Consider the following 15693-nt stretch of genomic DNA (forward strand, 5'->3'; position numbering starts at 1 on the left):
AAATCAGAGAAGCGGGTTAATCTTGCGTAAGCATCTCTGGTGAATGTGATCTCGATCTATCATTTGTTGCGATCTAAATCATTGACTAGTATCCAACAAAAAAAATTGAGGTCAGTTAAGCGCTAGTGATCATAGGAGGTCGTCTTTGAAACGAGCATTAAAAAAGAGAGTAAAAGCTGTGTTGAACAATAACCCCAGCAGCGATGATGCCCCGGTAGAACTGCTAAATGTGATGAATCCAAAAGTTAACCGCCGGGTGCGGACAAAAGCTGCCATGATTGGCTTGGCAATCTCTATGGGAGCAACCAGCCTTTTGGTGACTCGGCAAAGCGATCAAGCCCAAGCAGCAGTGCCAGTAGGCAGCCAAAAGGCAACCTCTACGATTCCTGCTGTTCCTGACACTGAGGTGAAATTCGCCTCCACAAAGCTGGAGTCCAAAGCAGTCTCATCAGCGAGCGTGCCGGAAAATCCTGTGATTGTGGAACCAACGGCAGTCTCACAAGTGCCTGGGCTTGAAGCTAAATGGCAAGTCGCGGCAAATGGAATGTCTTTGCAACTTCCGGCATCAAAAACATTTTCCCCAGCAACAGCGAGTTATAAAAATTCCACCAATCCGAAGCCACAAGTGGCACAGGGATTGAAGAACACATTAGCTGAGACTAGTTTCCCAACAGTCAAGAATTTGTCTGACTATAGTGCTGATGGTGCTGGCAGTACAAATGTATTATTAAATACCCAGCCACAAACAGTGGCAACATCTGGTGCAGTCAACAGTGAAATAAATGCACAGCTTAAGGCGCAACAAGAGTTTGCACTGAATCGCTTACAAGAAAAATCTAATCGTTTAAGAAAAAGTCTGGCACAGTTGCAGTCTGGGGAGACTGAAAACTTATCACAAGCTGATATTGGTTTAGCGCAGCCGACGACTGGAGTTGAGAAAACTGCATTAGCCCAGCCGCTTACTTCTGATGATGCAAGCAAAGCAAACTTGATATCGAAGTTAAAACAGAAGAATCAAACGAGTGCAATTGTACCAGTACCAGCGAGACCAACAGTTATTGCGTCTTCGGCTCGAACCACCTACGAAGTTAAGCCTGGAGATACACTAGCAGCGATCGCCAGCAGATACAATACTTCAGTATCAGAACTAGTTAAAGCAAATAGACTCAACAATCCCAATGAACTGAAAATTAGTCAACAACTAATTATTCCTGCTGCTCAAGTTGAGGTAACTGTAGCGAGTCAACCCACTATAGTGAGTAAACCTATTTTTGTAGAGTCCACCAAAACTCCAAAAGTAGCTACCTCGCCTATGAACATTGGTAGTGCGAACTCATATCTACCTACTCCCCAATCATCATCTATTGCCGACAACAGTAACGTTGCCGTCCCTACATCGATAATTGCGAACAATGAGATTCAGGTAAATAGTGCAAGCAACTTAGAAGTAGCCCCTACCACTGTTAAGTCTTATGGTGTCGGTGGTGAAGATCCAGTGCCAACAGCTTTTGCCCAAATGCAACAGCCTAAAACACCAACAGATAGAGTAGCACGGGTAAATAATAATGACCGTTTGCGCGGCTTGCAAGCTGAAATTCAGAGATTACAGCAGAAATATCGCGCTCAACAGTCTGGTAGCTTAGTTGTGCCAGCAGCTAGGGAAACTAATAATGCTGCAATGCTCACTCCTATTTCTACCCCCAATAATTTCATTGTACCTAACTCTGCTGCTCGACCAAATAGTGTAGCGATACCAATTCCAGTTCCTACACCTATTAGTAGAGCTAACTATAGCGCTCAACCAGTTAAGCCCCAATTTAATGCTGCTGTACGCCCTACCGAACCAGTAAACCCAGAGTTCTTGCCCAATCTCGGTTCTGCTAGCAAGTGGACTCCCTCTGGCACTCAATCTGCCACAAGAGTTGCAATGCCTCCTGGAAAAGTAAATGCCTCTGACTCATTAGGAATGATGCGGGGAAGGACAGTTTCTCCACAGGTAATACCACCTTTGGCAGCAGTGGATCAATATTTGCCAAGACCTATTGACGAACTGACACCACCTCCATCTACTTCAACCTTAGCTTACATTTGGCCAGCAAAAGGCACCCTAACTTCTGGCTTTGGTATGCGCTGGGGAAGACCGCACAAGGGAATTGATGTTGCTAACTCTACTGGTACGCCAGTAGTTGCTTCAGCTGATGGGACGATAGAAAAAGCTGGCTGGAACAACGGCGGCTACGGCAACCTCGTTGAAATCCGCCATCCTGATGGCAGCACGACTCGCTATGCTCATAACAGCAAAATTCTCGTGCAACCTGGTCAGCAGGTGCATCAAGGACAAACAATTGCTTGTATGGGCAGCACTGGTCACAGCACTGGCCCACACAGCCACTTTGAAATCCATCCAGCAGGTAAGGGTGCTGTTAATCCAATAGCTTTCTTACCACCAAATCGCGTGTAATTCTTTGACTGTGTGTAACTAAATCGTTACCTTGTTTTGTTGAGGGAGGTAAACTCCCTCATTTGCTTTTTATTAATTCAATAGGGATAAAAGCTGTAAGAAATTTGCAAAAATCCTAGTATTGAGCAAATTTGTATGCTATACTAACTTATGATATAAAAATATATGGCTCAGTAGCTCAGTTGGTTAGAGCGCGGGACTCATAAGCCTGAGGTCGTTGGTTCAACTCCGACCTGAGCCACTTTAAAACTAAGACTGCATAAGGGTTTCAGCTTCTAGTCATCAATAGTACTAGGGAGCTTAATAAACTTTGTTAATCTTCAATTACCGCAATATTTTTTAAAGTATATCTATTATGCTTGCTATTTCAATTAGTCCAGTTCTTAACTCTTGAGCTTCCTTTTCAGTGGTTATAGGGCTATTGTCATTTACATTTTTAACTTCTAAAATAGCTTTTTTAGTTTTGATTCTTAACTTCAGACTGTGAAAGGTAGTATCATTACCCACGAATTTATAACTTACGCAGCTAAAAAAGGAGACTCCCAAAACACGATAAATTTCTTGGAATATCTTCAATCACAGCGTCCAGGAGCTAATCTTTTAATAATTTTGGATGGAGCTTCTTATCATCGTTCCAATGCAATTCAAGACTATTTAGACTCTTTGAATCGTCAGCTTGAACAGGAACAATGGTTGATAACTTGTAAACGGTTTGCCCCAAATGCTCCACAACAAAATCCCGTAGAAGATATTTGGTTACAAGCAAAAAAATTGATTAGAGAGTTTTATTTTTTCTGTCATTCTTTTTCTGTAGTTAAAGCATTATTTGAGCTAGCCGTCAATGGTCAAATTTTTGACTTTCCTAAGCTGAATGAGTACGGTAATTTCTCACAAATGATTTAGGATTGCTATATAAGCTAGTTGTTTGATATACACTAGTTTTGATTCCAGAACTTTTGTAGCGAGATTTTAACCTTTTCTGCTTGCAGAGCATAACGCTGTGCTTGTTTAGTAAGACGCACTGGATCGCCAAACTTAAGCTGGCTTAAGCGTTCTGCCCACCGACTTAGCCAACATAAAGCTGAATACCATAGCGCATTGATTTCCACTGGCTTACCGTAACGAGGAGTAACAGGATGTACCCCAATGACCACATCCATCCAGGTGAGGGCTACACCACGAGCATCCCAACTAATTAGCTCATCAATAGCATCAACCTGGATACTGTAGCGTGTACCACCAACAAAGGCTTTGTGGATTTGTTGAACTATGGGGAATTGCTCTGCCAAAAACTCCCAGTCTTCGGTAGCTTCTAAATAAAGTCCTAAAGTTTCAATCCACCATAGCGCGGCATCGATGCTGTTATAAAGTGGTTCGCCATCGACATCAGGAAATGCATTAGGCATTAAACCGTGGCGACAGTTATGCCCAAAAGTCCGTAATACTGCTTTTGCCAGGTCAAAGCGCTGTGGAACTAGTGCCAACCCAGGTAAGGCAATTAATATGTCGCGTCCTCGCTCATTAAACCAGTGATAACCAGCAATGATTGTGGGGCCTGTAATTGAGGCTCGATGGACGATAAACCGATCGCTTGCTTTGAGTAGTTCTTGCCAGATTGGGCATGGGGCATGGGGCATAGGGCATGGGGCATAGGGCATGGGGCATGGGGCATGAGGGAAAATTTCTTCTCTCCTGCTCCCTGCTCCCTGCTCCCCTCACTCCATCCAAAAATCTGGGAGAGTCGGTCTTGCTCTGCTTCCACGGCTTCTGCAAAGGTGTCGGAGGTGAGAACATCTGCCATCGAGTCTGGAAAACCTACTTGTGCTTCTAGAGTGACTGTATCTCCTGGTTGCAGTGTGACTATCAAGTAACCAGGACTATAGAGGTCTTCCTTGTCACCTAATCCCCGTTTTGTCTCCTCAGACAATCCATAATTCCAATACCAAACTGCATCTGATTGATATTTTCCTTGTGTCCAGCGCAAGTGCCAAGGTATACCGATATTACCCAATTTTTTTGCTTGTAGACAGACTTGCTGTTGCCCAAGCAATTCTGAGAACTGTAATCCTGAACTAGCAGTTTGCTGGTGGTGAAAATCACGTTCTGCGATCAGTAGCCGCAACCGTAAAATTGCTGTCTCACTTCCGTCATAGCGATATTGGATTAAAATTCGATTGGACAATTGGGCATTGGGCATTGGGCATTGAGAAGTATTCTTTCCTATTTCCATTTCCTCGTTCTTAGTCCCCAGTCCCCAATCCCCAGTCCCCAGTCCCCAGTCCCCAGTCCCCAGTCCCCAGTCCCCAAACCCCAGTCCCCAGTCCCCACTAAGCCATAAGGCATCACCAATTGTCTGGTTAATTGCCAGTTATCTCGACCCCAAATCCATTTCGGAACTGGGTTAATATCAAAACAGCGCAACAGTTCGTAGCCTGTCAGTTCAATCTGACCGTTACCCCAAACATTTGTCCCTAGTGCTACAACACCCCCAGATATTTCTAAGCTAGCGTCTAGGTGTGAAAACAGCAGAGTCCGTCCAGAAGGTGGGTTTGTAGCAGTAAATAGCCAACCGTGATAAGTGCGTGTGCGGACATCAGAAATCGTACCACTGGCAAAACTTCCTAAGCCATTGGTAAGCAACCATTCTCTTGTATCTAAATCAGGCATTGGTTACTCAAAATCGTTATGAGTATGATATAGTCGTAACAGATCGTAATTAAACTGTAAAAGCGTGGATGGGCGAGTTTGACTTGACCCGAATTCCAACGCTATTAAACCGATAAAGGAGAATTAGGTTAATGTCCCTTACTTACGGAACTGAAGGAAGCATCCGCGTTGGCCAACAAGCTCCCGATTTCTCAGCAACGGCTGTGGTAGATCAGGAATTTAAGACAATCAAACTTTCCGATTATCGCGGTAAGTATGTCGTCCTATTTTTCTACCCACTAGACTTTACCTTTGTTTGTCCTACTGAAATCACAGCATTTAGCGATCGCTACGAAGAATTCAAGAAAATCAACACTGAAGTCCTTGGGGCTTCCGTTGACAGTGAATTCTCCCACCTCGCTTGGATTCAAACAGATCGTAAGTCTGGTGGTGTTGGCGACTTGAATTATCCTCTAGTCTCAGACATCAAGAAAGAGATTAGCGCTGCTTACAACGTTCTTGATCCAGCAGCTGGCATTGCCTTGCGTGGTCTGTTCATTATCGATAAAGATGGTATCATACAGCACGCTACCATCAACAACCTAGCTTTTGGTCGCAGCGTTGATGAAACCCTGCGGACATTACAAGCAATTCAGTATGTTCAGTCTCACCCTGATGAAGTTTGCCCAGCTGGTTGGAAACCTGGTGACAAGACAATGAATCCTGATCCAGTGAAGTCTAAAGTTTACTTCTCTGCTGTCTAAATTTTTTTAGCAAACTCTAATCCAAGTTGTTGGAGTTGAGAGCAAAATCAATGAAAACCACAGATAAATAGAGAGATACATGAAACCGTGTCAACCTCTGTATCTATCTGTGGTTTTTTCATAAAATAGTATTTAAATCATCAGGGTTAATAAATATGTTGACTTCAACTGATTTTAGTGGCTTATTAAATGAACGCTTCTTCCGCAATTTTTTACCAGTTCCAGCTATAAATAAACTCAGGTTAGGAGTAGGAACGCCTGATTTTCAACTGCCAGATATTACCAACGGTACTTTAGTAAAATTGTCTGATTATAAAGGCAAGCAACCAGTGTTACTCGCCTTTACTCGGATCTTTACTGAAAAACAATATTGTCCATTTTGTTTTCCTCATATCAAAGCTTTGAATCACAACTATGAGCAATTTAAAAATCGTGGTATAGAAGTTTTAATGATTACTAGTACCGATGAAAGGCAGAGCCAAATTGTTGTGAAGGATTTAGGCTTAAAAATGCCGTTGTTGAGCGATCCTAGTTGTCGAGTATTTCGTACTTATCAAGTAGGACAAGCTCTGGGAGCGCCTTTACCAGCCCAATTTGTATTAGATAAAGAAGGGAAACTTAGTTACTGGCATTTATTTTCTTTTTTTGATCATAATGCTAGTATCGAAACTTTGTTAGAACAATTTCATTGAGTATAAAGTGTAAAATTGGCAATGTCTGCCCTAATTATCAAGCTGTGAGGTTTTCTCTTGCTGACACTTTACCACATGCCGATTTCTCCCAACTCACGCCGCATCTGGATTACTCTACTAGAAAAAGGACTTGAGTTTGAATTGGTAGAAATCAAACTGAATGGGGAACAATTTAAACCAGATTTTTTGGCAATTAACCCCTTCCACCACATTCCAGCTTTGGTGGATGACGGTTTTAATGTAGTAGAATCTTTAGCAATTCTGGACTATCTAGAGGCAAAATATCCCACACCTGCAATGTTGCCTAAAGATGCCAAGGATTTAGCGATCGCCCGCATGGTACAACTGGTAACTGTGAATGAGCTTTTGCCAGCAACCACGAGGTTTTTACCTCAGTTACTCGGCTTGCCTGGAGGAGATCCAGAAAAAATCAAGAAGGCACAGCAAAAAATTCCCACAGTGCTGAAGTTTTTTGAAAATTTACTTGACGATCGCCCTTACTTTGCTAGTCACAATCTCACTCTTGCCGAAGTTGTGGCTGGAACCGTAGTAACTGTGCTGCCAAGTATAGGGATTTCTTTAAGTGATTATCCAAAACTCAATGCTTGGCACGATCGCTTAATTGCACGTCCATCGTGGCAAGCTACCGATACTACGCCAGAGGCAATGGAAACGTTGAAATCTGTCATAATAGCGAGAAATACGCGGTAAATTTCTACTTAGATGTAGAGACGGTAAATTTACCGTCTCTACAATCCGAAATTTTCACAGCTTAACTTGCTGCAAATGTCTGCGGGGGTTATAAGTACGTATAGCCCGGATTTTTTCATAATATTCTCGCTCTTGTTGGCTGAGGTCTTTTGGTGGTGCGATCGCCACCTTGACCGTTTGCTACATAAAGATTTTGTTAGAACATTTTTATTCTTGTTGAGATGAATCGTTAATAGGTGGACGGTAAATTTACCGTCTCTACAATCTAAAATTTTCACAGCTTAACTTGCTGCAAATGACTGCGGGGGTTATAAGTGCGTATAGCCCGGATTTTTTCATAATATTCTCGCTCTTGTTGGCTGAGGTCTTTTGGTGGTGCGATCGCCACCTTCACCAACTGATCGCCGCGTCTACCCTTGGCGAGGGGCCAACCTTTGCCACGTAAACGCAGCGATTGACCGGAACGCACTCCAGCTGGTAGCTTGACATTAACTAAACCATCAGGAGTAGGTACATCAATAGAGGCTCCCAGAGTAGCTTCATCTGGTGTGATTGCTACTTCGCATACCAAGTTATCGCCCTCCATTTGGAAAAACGAGTGGGGCTGAAATTCGACTTTTAAGTATAAATCCCCTCGTTGTTGAGTCATCGGGTTGATTTGACCTTTACCCCGTACACGCAGACGAGTACCAGGTTTAGCCCCAGATGGGATACGAACATCAATTGTTTCGTTACCTAAACTGAAGCGCTTTTGCACGCCGTTAAATGCTTCAGCAAACGTTAAGGTGATTACAGCTTCGCTATCCTGGGAAGTACCCGCACCTGGATCTTGAAACCCATAATCGTTAAAGCCGCCAAAACCACTTGTAGCACCTGTAGGAGGGCGATAAGAGTAACTTTGCCGCCCACCTCCACCGCGAGGGTTAGCACCGCCAAAGCGTCCTAGCAACTCATTAATGAACTCATCAAAATTGCCGTATTGACTAAAGTCAAAGCCACCCATATCGACACCAACACCGCCGCCAGATGGGAAACCTTCACCAGCTTGCTTCCAATATTGACCGAATTGGTCGTATTTTTTGCGTTTGTCTACATCTGACACAACTTCGTAGGCTTCGCTAACTTCTTTAAAGCGTGCCTCTGCCTGTTTGTTATTTGGGTTGACATCAGGATGATATTTGCGGGCTAGTTTCCGAAAGGCTTGTTTAATCTCGTCCTGAGTGGCAGTCTTACTAATTCCCAAAATTGCGTAATAGTCTTTGAAGTCGGTTGCAGCCATCTACTAGCCTCCTATAGAAATTCCTGTTATGTTTTTTTTTAAGATCGCAGATAGATATTTAATTGCTAGCTATAGTGCCAAGCAAAAGAATCTGATTTTAAATTAACAAAGAATATAGAAAATCAAGTGTGGTTCTCGCTCAAAGTGCGATCGCAATTTCCGTACTCCAATTTTTCTGATAAGCGGATCAGCCCGTCTAGCCCCTCTTCCAGGCTTGGGGGGGCATCCCGGAGTTGACGGTGCATCCGCAAAATAATTTCTTCTGGAACTTGGCGCGATCGCTTTTTATTCCGTGCTAAACACAACCAGACTGGTGTATCCACCAAAATTGCCGTAATTTGGGTAAAGCCCAATTCACGGGCTAAAGCAATGACTTCTCGGCGATGGCGGCGCTGGGCATTAGTGGCATCGAAAATGGCTGTATTTGCTGTAGAAATAGCTTGCTGAAATTGCCGTTCTACTTGCCGCCAAATCAGCAGCCACGGCCCCTGAAGGGCTTGGGAACCGAATAATTGCCCCCGGATGGCATCTGTAGAAATCAGCGACATCTGGGGGCATTCTGCCAGTAATTGTTCTGCAAAAGTTGACTTACCGCTACCTGGAAGACCAATCAGCAAAAATAGTTTAGTCATTTGTCATTTGTCCTTTGTCATTTGTCCTTTCTGAATAACTAATGACTAATGACCAATGACCAATGACTAAATGATTGTTCCATCAGCAATTACAGCATTCTTCATCACGACAACGATACCACTACGGATATAGAAACCTTGACTTTCACGGTCAGCTTCTTGGACGTTATCTTTATTGATAATTTTGACATCGTGACCGATACTGGCGTTTTTATCAACAATGGCACCGCGAATAATTGAGTCAGTACCAATACCTACAGGGATGTCACCTTTTTCTACGTTACATTGGCGTTCTACAGAGGCTTGGTAAAAATCTGCACCCATGAGCAAAGATTCTTCGATGACGCAACCAGATTCAATTCGCGATCGCACTCCCAACACTGAATGTTGAATGCGGCAATTTTTCAAAATACAACCTTCGCTGATCATTGATTCTGTTACCTGGCAATCCAATAGTTTACTAGGAGGTAAGTAACGAGCGCGGGTATAAATTGGAGCCTTTTCATCGTAAAAACTAAAAGGTGGCTGGGGCTGCTGAGTCAGGGCTAAATTGGCATGATAAAATGCCTCGATTGTCCCAATATCTTCCCAGTAGTCATCAAAAAGGTAAGCTTGAACGTTGTAATCTTTAGAGGCATCAGGAATAATTTCTTTGCCGAAATCAGTCCTTTCTATACCTTCTCTCAACAATTTGAACAAAACCTCTCTTTTAAAGACATAAATCCCCATTGAGGCTATGTAAGGCTGTTGCTGGGCTTGTTCTTTTGATAATCCCAGTATGCTTGTATCAACACGCATTTGGATTAACGCTTCACCTTTAGGTTTTTCGCTAAAATCGATGACTCTACCAGAATCGTCAATTTTCATCAAGCCAAAATCTGAGGCGCGGCGCTCATCGATAGGGATAACTGAGAGAGTAATGTCAGCTCCTGTTTCCCTATGGCGCTGGATAAACTGGCGATAATCCATCCGGTAGAGGTGATCTCCTGAGAGGATCAGATATTCGTCTGCATTCCATTCTTCCATTAACCACAGATACTGACGCACAGCATCGGCTGTACCTTGGAACCAGTTAGGGTTTTCTGGTGTTTGTTGTGCAGCTAGGACTTCCACAAAACCTTCATTAAAGCCAGTAAAGTTATAGGTACGGGCAATGTGACGATTCAGGGAAGCTGAGTTGAACTGTGTCAGGACGTAGATTTTGAAAATTTCGGAATTTATGCAGTTACTAACAGGGATATCGATTAGGCGGTACTTACCCGCTACTGGTACTGCTGGTTTAGCGCGGAGTTTGGTTAGGGGGTAAAGTCGAGTACCCGCACCACCACCAAGAATGATTGATAATACTTTTTTCACAAAATTTCTCCCGACTGCCTTTCAACTCTCATATTCAGTTTAGGACTGTCTGCCACCACAGGTAAGGGGGATCGTCTGATTCTTTGGGATGAATTTTACAGAATGCTGGTAGTGTATGGATGCTACGGTTGACAAGTAGAAAGATAGAAGACTTGTATTAATTGAGCTAAAAGTGTAGGAAGTTTCGACTGACCACCCTCGCGTGGAAATTTTATGTCTGTGAGAGAGAGCTTGCAAGGGGAAGGGGTAAGTAATCCATAACAAACCTCGTTAGAAAAATAAATCTAAAAAAGTTATATGTGTAATCCGTAAAACATTATTTTTATAGTGTATTCACTTACAGTCATCTAAAATTGACCTATTAAGGTAACTTTCTAATATTTTAAAAAAAGGATAACAGACAAATGCCAAACTTTAGAATGGGTTGGTTGCCAGATCGTCCAGATTTTAGGGACTATTACATAAAGAATATCATTGATGACTTGCAAATTAAACCCATTACAGCCACTCTACAAATAGAGAACGGAAAACAAGATAATGATATAGAATCTCTATTGAAATCGGTCGATTTGCGGCAATGGTGTTCTCCAATTGAAGATCAAGGAAAACTGGATTCATGCACTGCACAGGCTGGCATTGCCTTAGTAGAATATTTTGAAAGGAAGGTAATGGGCGAATACATAGATGCCTCAAGCCTCTTTCTCTACAAGGTTACACGCAAATTGATGCACCTAACTGGAGACACTGGAGCATCCATACGCTTCACAATGAAAGCAATGGCACTTTTTGGTATACCTCCAGAGGAATATTGGCCTTATGAAATTGATAATTTTGACGCAGAACCATCAGCTTTTTGCTATGCCTATGCCCAAAATTACCAATCGCTTCAATATTTTAGACTGGACTTACCTCAATTTTCCAAAGAGGAAGTTTTATTTAAAATAAAATCTTTTTTAGATGCTGGCTGTCCTGCGATGTTTGGGTTTACGGCATATAGCTCTATTCATCATCAGAACACTAAAAAAACTGGTGAAATTCCTTATCCAACTCAAGGTGAAAAAGTAGTAGGTGGTCATGCAGTTGTTGCTGTTGGTTACGATGATAATAAGTTAATAGATAATCCTAACTATAAGTCAAGTATTAATTGCCTTCAATCTCACCCAAATAAAGGAGCTTTCTTAATCAGAAACTGCTGGGGAGAAAATTGGGGACAAGAAGGTTATGGTTGGCTACCCTATGAGTATCTTTTACACGGATTAGCTACTGACTGGTGGTCATTACTGAAGAATGAGTGGAATGATGAAAGTAAATTTGGTTTAGTAACTCAAGATGGTATTCTCCAAGGTGATACTGACGAACCACAGCCAGATGATCCTAAGCCTCTTATAAGAATACAAAAAGGACAAGAGCGCAATAATACTACTCATCAAACAAAACCAAATACTACTAAAAAAACCGTAAAAAAGTAGAGACTTCACAGATCAAGTACTATTCTAAGCAATAATTTCTTCTATTCTAGTCAACAGAGCATTTACCCGATTGAACGTTCAACCAGTCTGGTATATTTTTGTTTGTTTGTAAATATTCTTTTAAAAAATTACAGCTATACTTTAACAAGTTTTCTGCATCAGGAGTTACATTATTTATGAAAGTCACTTGCTGCCATTTCCAAAGTCTTACAGTTCTATCATTACTTGAAGAAGCAATTATCTTCCCATCACGACTAAACTCTAGCCGATTAACTTTAGCAGTGTGTCCTTGTAGAGTTTCTATTAAAGAATTTTCTCCCTTTATAGCTTTATCTATATTCCATAATTTTACAGTTTCATCATCACCTCCAGAAGCGAGTATTTCACCATCAGGAGTAAAGTCTAATCCATATATTATCCCCTTATGAGCATTTTTGATTTCTGCCATTAATTTTTTTTGATTATTTTTAATATTCCAAATATTTATTGTACCTAGTTGACTAGCAGAAGCTAAGAAATTTCTTCTTTGCAAACTGAATCGGACTATATATACAATTTGATTACCATGTGTACCAACTTTTTCTAAACTATTACTTTGCCAATCCCAAATTCTAACACTACCATCATAACTTACATAAGCGATTTTAGAACTGTCATTAGGATCAAAGTCCAGACTATTAATTCGAGGAGTTTCATTCACATCATACCCCTCTTTTTGCAGGATAGCTTTGACATCTAATGTTCCAATTGCTTGAAGTGAATTCTTTTCAATTTCAGTCCGCCAAACTTTTATGATTCCATCTTTACCACCAGAAGCAATGATTTTATCATCTCGACTAAAACCAATATCATAAACGGTATCGTTATGACCGAAAAAAGTTTTTATGAGTTTATATTTATTTGATTCTATATCCCAAAGCTTGACTGTGGCATCTTGACTTGTAGAAGCTAAAAGTTTACCGTTATGGCTAAATCTTACACTCCAAACACCTTTTGTATGACCTGGAATATCGTATAAGAACTTGCCATTTTTATCCCAAATTTTAATAATACCGTCAGCACCACCAGATGCAATTATTTTACCGTCAGGACTAAAACTCACACCCCAAGCTTTATCTTTATGACCTTCTAATCGATTATGCTCTTTCACAGTATAGATAATGGATTCCAGCTGCTTGAGTAGTTCAAGGTTTTTACCATCTACCTTTTTTAATTTTTGTAGTGCTTGCACACTTGCCATTAATGCTTCAATTTGCTTATCGGCATCAAGTAATGTTTGAGACACTTTAATCAATGCATTGATTTCTCCCATTTTGACTATTTCTCCATTGTACTTTTCGGATTTAACCCACAACCCTGCTAATGCAATTGATACTGCTGCTAAAGCTGCAAATGCTTGAGTTCTTTGTCTTTCAGCTTTAACTTTTGCTTTTTCTTGTTTAACTTTTTCCCCTTCCGCATTGGCTCTGGCTTCCGCCGCTTCTCGCAATTGACGTTCTTGTTCTAGTTGAGTTTCAATTTGTCTATCTCGCTTCTCCAAGCTCTTATGCAAAAACTCTGTTTCTTGTGGCGTAAGTCTTGGCTGAGTCTTATTCACCCACTCAGAAATTACAGCCAACTTTGCACCCGCCAACAGTGCTTCATCCGATTTATTAAATCTTTGTACCCATTCCTGACAATCTTCCTCTAAAGAACGACTCAGACGAATATTCTCCAGATTTTCAGCAATCCAGGTATTTAATAATTTCCACTCAGATAAAAGTGCTTCATGAGCAACTTCTACAGTATCTTGATCGGTGATAATTAAACGTTGTTGATAACCTGCTAATAATCTTACAACCCTTTGCAATTGTTGTGGTGAATCTGCAACTTCTTCTAATCTCTTCAAGCTAGCACGCCGCCGCGTTACTTCTCCAGTTTCACCTAAGTGAACCAATTCCATAAACAAGCAACGCGCAAAGGCTTGATCTTCTATAGTTGTTAAGCTTTGATACACAATTGTAGCTCGTTTGTCTAAAGCTCCTTTAACCGCGCCAATTTCTTCATAGCTTTTGCGAGTCAAAAGCGGTTCTGGTGATTTAGGTTCTTCAATGCAAACTCGCCACAATTCCTTAAGCGCATATTGCAATATAGGTAATGCGCCGGGACGGGTGACAACATCATTAGTAATTTGCGACAGTAAACCACGTTCAAAATTCACGCCATGTAACTTTGCTGGTTTTTCAATTGCTTCTTCTAACTCAGCAAAAGACATCGGTGGTACAATGAATGTCGTGGGAGGAACACTATTAATAAGAGTAATAATTTCTGAATAGTCATTACAACGTTTTAAGAAATCACCACGAATTGTCAAAATTATGCGTGCTTGTCTCTCAGTCGTTTTTACCTCCTCTGCTACTAAGCGAATAAAAGCTTTGCGTTCTTCATCGTCTTGGCAAAGGGTAAATATTTCTTCAAATTGATCGATAAACAATATATGTGGCTGATTTTGCTGCTGTTGTCCAACTAAAATATCAACTAATTTTCCATAAGGGTGTTCTCCTGGTGTGAAAGATATGATTTTCCATTTGCTGCTTCCGGGGAGACGATCGCCTTTCAGTTGCGGTAACAAACCCGCTTTTACTAAGGAAGATTTACCACTACCTGAATAGCCAATTACAGCCAGAAATCGACTCTCTGCTAAACGCGAAATTAGTGTGCGAACTGCTTCATCTCGTCCACAAAAATATTGCGCTTGTTCTGATTCAAAAGCATAAAGTCCCCGATAAGGATTTTCCTGATTGAAAGCAATTTTGACTACTGTGGTAATATCTAATTGGGGATAAGTCACTAAGGTAATCGAACGTCCCCAACCCATGCGAATAGGTTCTTGTACAGAACCTTTAAGTTCATTGCTGACAAAATCAAATAAGCGATCGCCACTAATTCGCCTACTACTACCTACATTTTCTGCCGTTAATCCCTTAACAACTGCACCTGTGAAAATACTGTATTCTTCACTCTTAATTACTCCAGCGCGTTCAAAGCCACGACAAGCCGTAATTAAGTAATAATCCTTTTGCGAGCTGAAAGCGTTAAGAGTTTTTTCTATTAATTGTCTTTCTAAGAAATAGCCGCTATGACAGCAATCGAGTAGCATCACTAAACTACTCAATTGCGAATCTCGAATTAATTCGTTAAGGCTATCTAGGGGAATGCCATATTTTTGTTCAACATTTTCATTTTCCTTAAATTCAATCTGACAATCGGAACTTGCCAAATATCCCTTTTGTTGTCCTAAATTGTCGGAAATAGTGAAACCATGTCCGCTAAAATAAATCAGCGCTTCATTATTAGCAGCTTGCTCTAGTAAAAATGTTCTCAAATCTTGGCCAAGTTGAGCGCCAGTAACTTTTGACGCTGCCATTTCATAGCCGTTTTTATCCTTATTCCAGCGCTGAGGTAGTCTTTGTACAGACTGGAAATCACCATACTGCTCTAAGAGTTGCGCGATCGCCTCAGCATCATTTATAGTCTTCGACAAACGCGGTAATGATGGGCTGAGATATTCGGCGATGCCAATAACAAGCGCGTATCGTGCCATTTAACACACCTTAATTGGTAAATGCGGGATAATCTTGACAGACACAATGATGGCTGTGTTACTAGAAACAATACCATTTGTTATTTTTCTGCAAGCAAGC

9 protein-coding genes, 1 tRNA gene and 2 pseudogenes are annotated in these 15693 nt (G+C 41.3%); 7 read left to right on the top strand and 5 right to left on the bottom strand.

The window, feature by feature from the left end; genetic code table 11:
- Positions 1 to 145 precede the first annotated feature (145 nt).
- From V7K38_RS15440 to V7K38_RS15450, 3 genes and pseudogenes are all read left to right on the top strand, one after another.
- Complete coding sequence (locus V7K38_RS15440) at positions 146 to 2461, top strand: peptidoglycan DD-metalloendopeptidase family protein (RefSeq protein ID WP_334859029.1); 2316 nt, start codon at positions 146 to 148, stop codon at positions 2459 to 2461.
- Between the two features lie 167 nt (positions 2462 to 2628).
- Positions 2629 to 2702: transfer RNA gene (locus V7K38_RS15445), tRNA-Met, on the top strand.
- A gap of 254 nt (positions 2703 to 2956) precedes the next feature.
- Positions 2957 to 3364 (top strand): annotated as a pseudogene (locus V7K38_RS15450) (transposase); the annotation flags it as partial.
- Between the two features lie 41 nt (positions 3365 to 3405).
- Here the strand turns inward: V7K38_RS15450 and V7K38_RS15455 are convergent.
- Positions 3406 to 5128: pseudogene (locus V7K38_RS15455) on the bottom strand (amylo-alpha-1,6-glucosidase); the annotation flags it as partial.
- A 131-nt stretch (positions 5129 to 5259) separates the two neighbouring features.
- Here V7K38_RS15455 and V7K38_RS15460 point away from each other — a divergent pair.
- From V7K38_RS15460 to V7K38_RS15470, 3 genes are all read left to right on the top strand, one after another.
- Positions 5260 to 5871, top strand: a complete 612-nt coding sequence (locus V7K38_RS15460) for a peroxiredoxin (protein WP_334859031.1) — start codon at positions 5260 to 5262, stop codon at positions 5869 to 5871.
- A 155-nt stretch (positions 5872 to 6026) separates the two neighbouring features.
- Positions 6027 to 6563, top strand: a complete 537-nt coding sequence (locus tag V7K38_RS15465; RefSeq protein ID WP_334859033.1) for a peroxiredoxin family protein — start codon at positions 6027 to 6029, stop codon at positions 6561 to 6563.
- Positions 6564 to 6620: 57 nt separating this feature from the next.
- Positions 6621 to 7274 (top strand): glutathione S-transferase family protein, encoded by a 654-nt coding sequence (locus V7K38_RS15470; RefSeq protein ID WP_334859034.1) that lies wholly within the window; start codon positions 6621 to 6623, stop codon positions 7272 to 7274.
- Between the two features lie 274 nt (positions 7275 to 7548).
- On the opposite strand, the gene V7K38_RS15480 is transcribed toward V7K38_RS15470, so the two are convergent.
- The 3 genes from V7K38_RS15480 to V7K38_RS15490 all read right to left on the bottom strand — a co-directional run bounded on the left by V7K38_RS15480 (position 7549) and on the right by V7K38_RS15490 (position 10541).
- The gene (locus V7K38_RS15480; RefSeq protein ID WP_334859036.1) at positions 7549 to 8553 is read right to left on the bottom strand and encodes a DnaJ C-terminal domain-containing protein; all 1005 of its coding nucleotides are present in this window, start codon (positions 8551 to 8553) and stop codon (positions 7549 to 7551) included.
- A 122-nt stretch (positions 8554 to 8675) separates the two neighbouring features.
- Positions 8676 to 9185: an AAA family ATPase gene (locus V7K38_RS15485; RefSeq protein WP_334859038.1), complete on the bottom strand. Its 510-nt coding sequence runs from the start codon at positions 9183 to 9185 to the stop codon at positions 8676 to 8678.
- Positions 9186 to 9251: 66 nt separating this feature from the next.
- Positions 9252 to 10541, bottom strand: coding sequence for a glucose-1-phosphate adenylyltransferase (locus tag V7K38_RS15490; protein WP_334859040.1), 1290 nt, complete (start codon positions 10539 to 10541; stop codon positions 9252 to 9254).
- Between the two features lie 428 nt (positions 10542 to 10969).
- Here V7K38_RS15490 and V7K38_RS15495 point away from each other — a divergent pair, with 428 nt between their 5' ends.
- Positions 10970 to 12010, top strand: coding sequence for a C1 family peptidase (locus tag V7K38_RS15495; RefSeq protein ID WP_334859042.1), 1041 nt, complete (start codon positions 10970 to 10972; stop codon positions 12008 to 12010).
- 46 nt (positions 12011 to 12056) lie between these two features.
- Here the strand turns inward: V7K38_RS15495 and V7K38_RS15500 are convergent, their stop codons facing one another.
- Positions 12057 to 15593 (bottom strand): nSTAND1 domain-containing NTPase, encoded by a 3537-nt coding sequence (locus V7K38_RS15500; RefSeq protein WP_334859043.1) that lies wholly within the window; start codon positions 15591 to 15593, stop codon positions 12057 to 12059.
- Between the last annotated feature and the right edge of the window lie 100 nt (positions 15594 to 15693).

The sequence above is a fragment of the Nostoc sp. genome (assembly GCF_036917465.1).
Lineage (GTDB): Bacteria > Cyanobacteriota > Cyanobacteriia > Cyanobacteriales > Nostocaceae > Nostoc.

Excerpts from the sequence above, each read along its gene's own strand:
- V7K38_RS15500 (WP_334859043.1), bottom strand. The coding sequence starts at position 15,593 with ATGGCACGATACGCGCTTGTTATTGGCATCGCCGAATATCTCAGCCCA.
- V7K38_RS15485 (WP_334859038.1), bottom strand. The coding sequence starts at position 9,185 with ATGACTAAACTATTTTTGCTGATTGGTCTTCCAGGTAGCGGTAAGTCA.
- V7K38_RS15465 (WP_334859033.1), top strand. The coding sequence starts at position 6,027 with ATGTTGACTTCAACTGATTTTAGTGGCTTATTAAATGAACGCTTCTTC.
- V7K38_RS15480 (WP_334859036.1), bottom strand. The coding sequence starts at position 8,553 with ATGGCTGCAACCGACTTCAAAGACTATTACGCAATTTTGGGAATTAGT.
- V7K38_RS15460 (WP_334859031.1), top strand. The coding sequence starts at position 5,260 with ATGTCCCTTACTTACGGAACTGAAGGAAGCATCCGCGTTGGCCAACAA.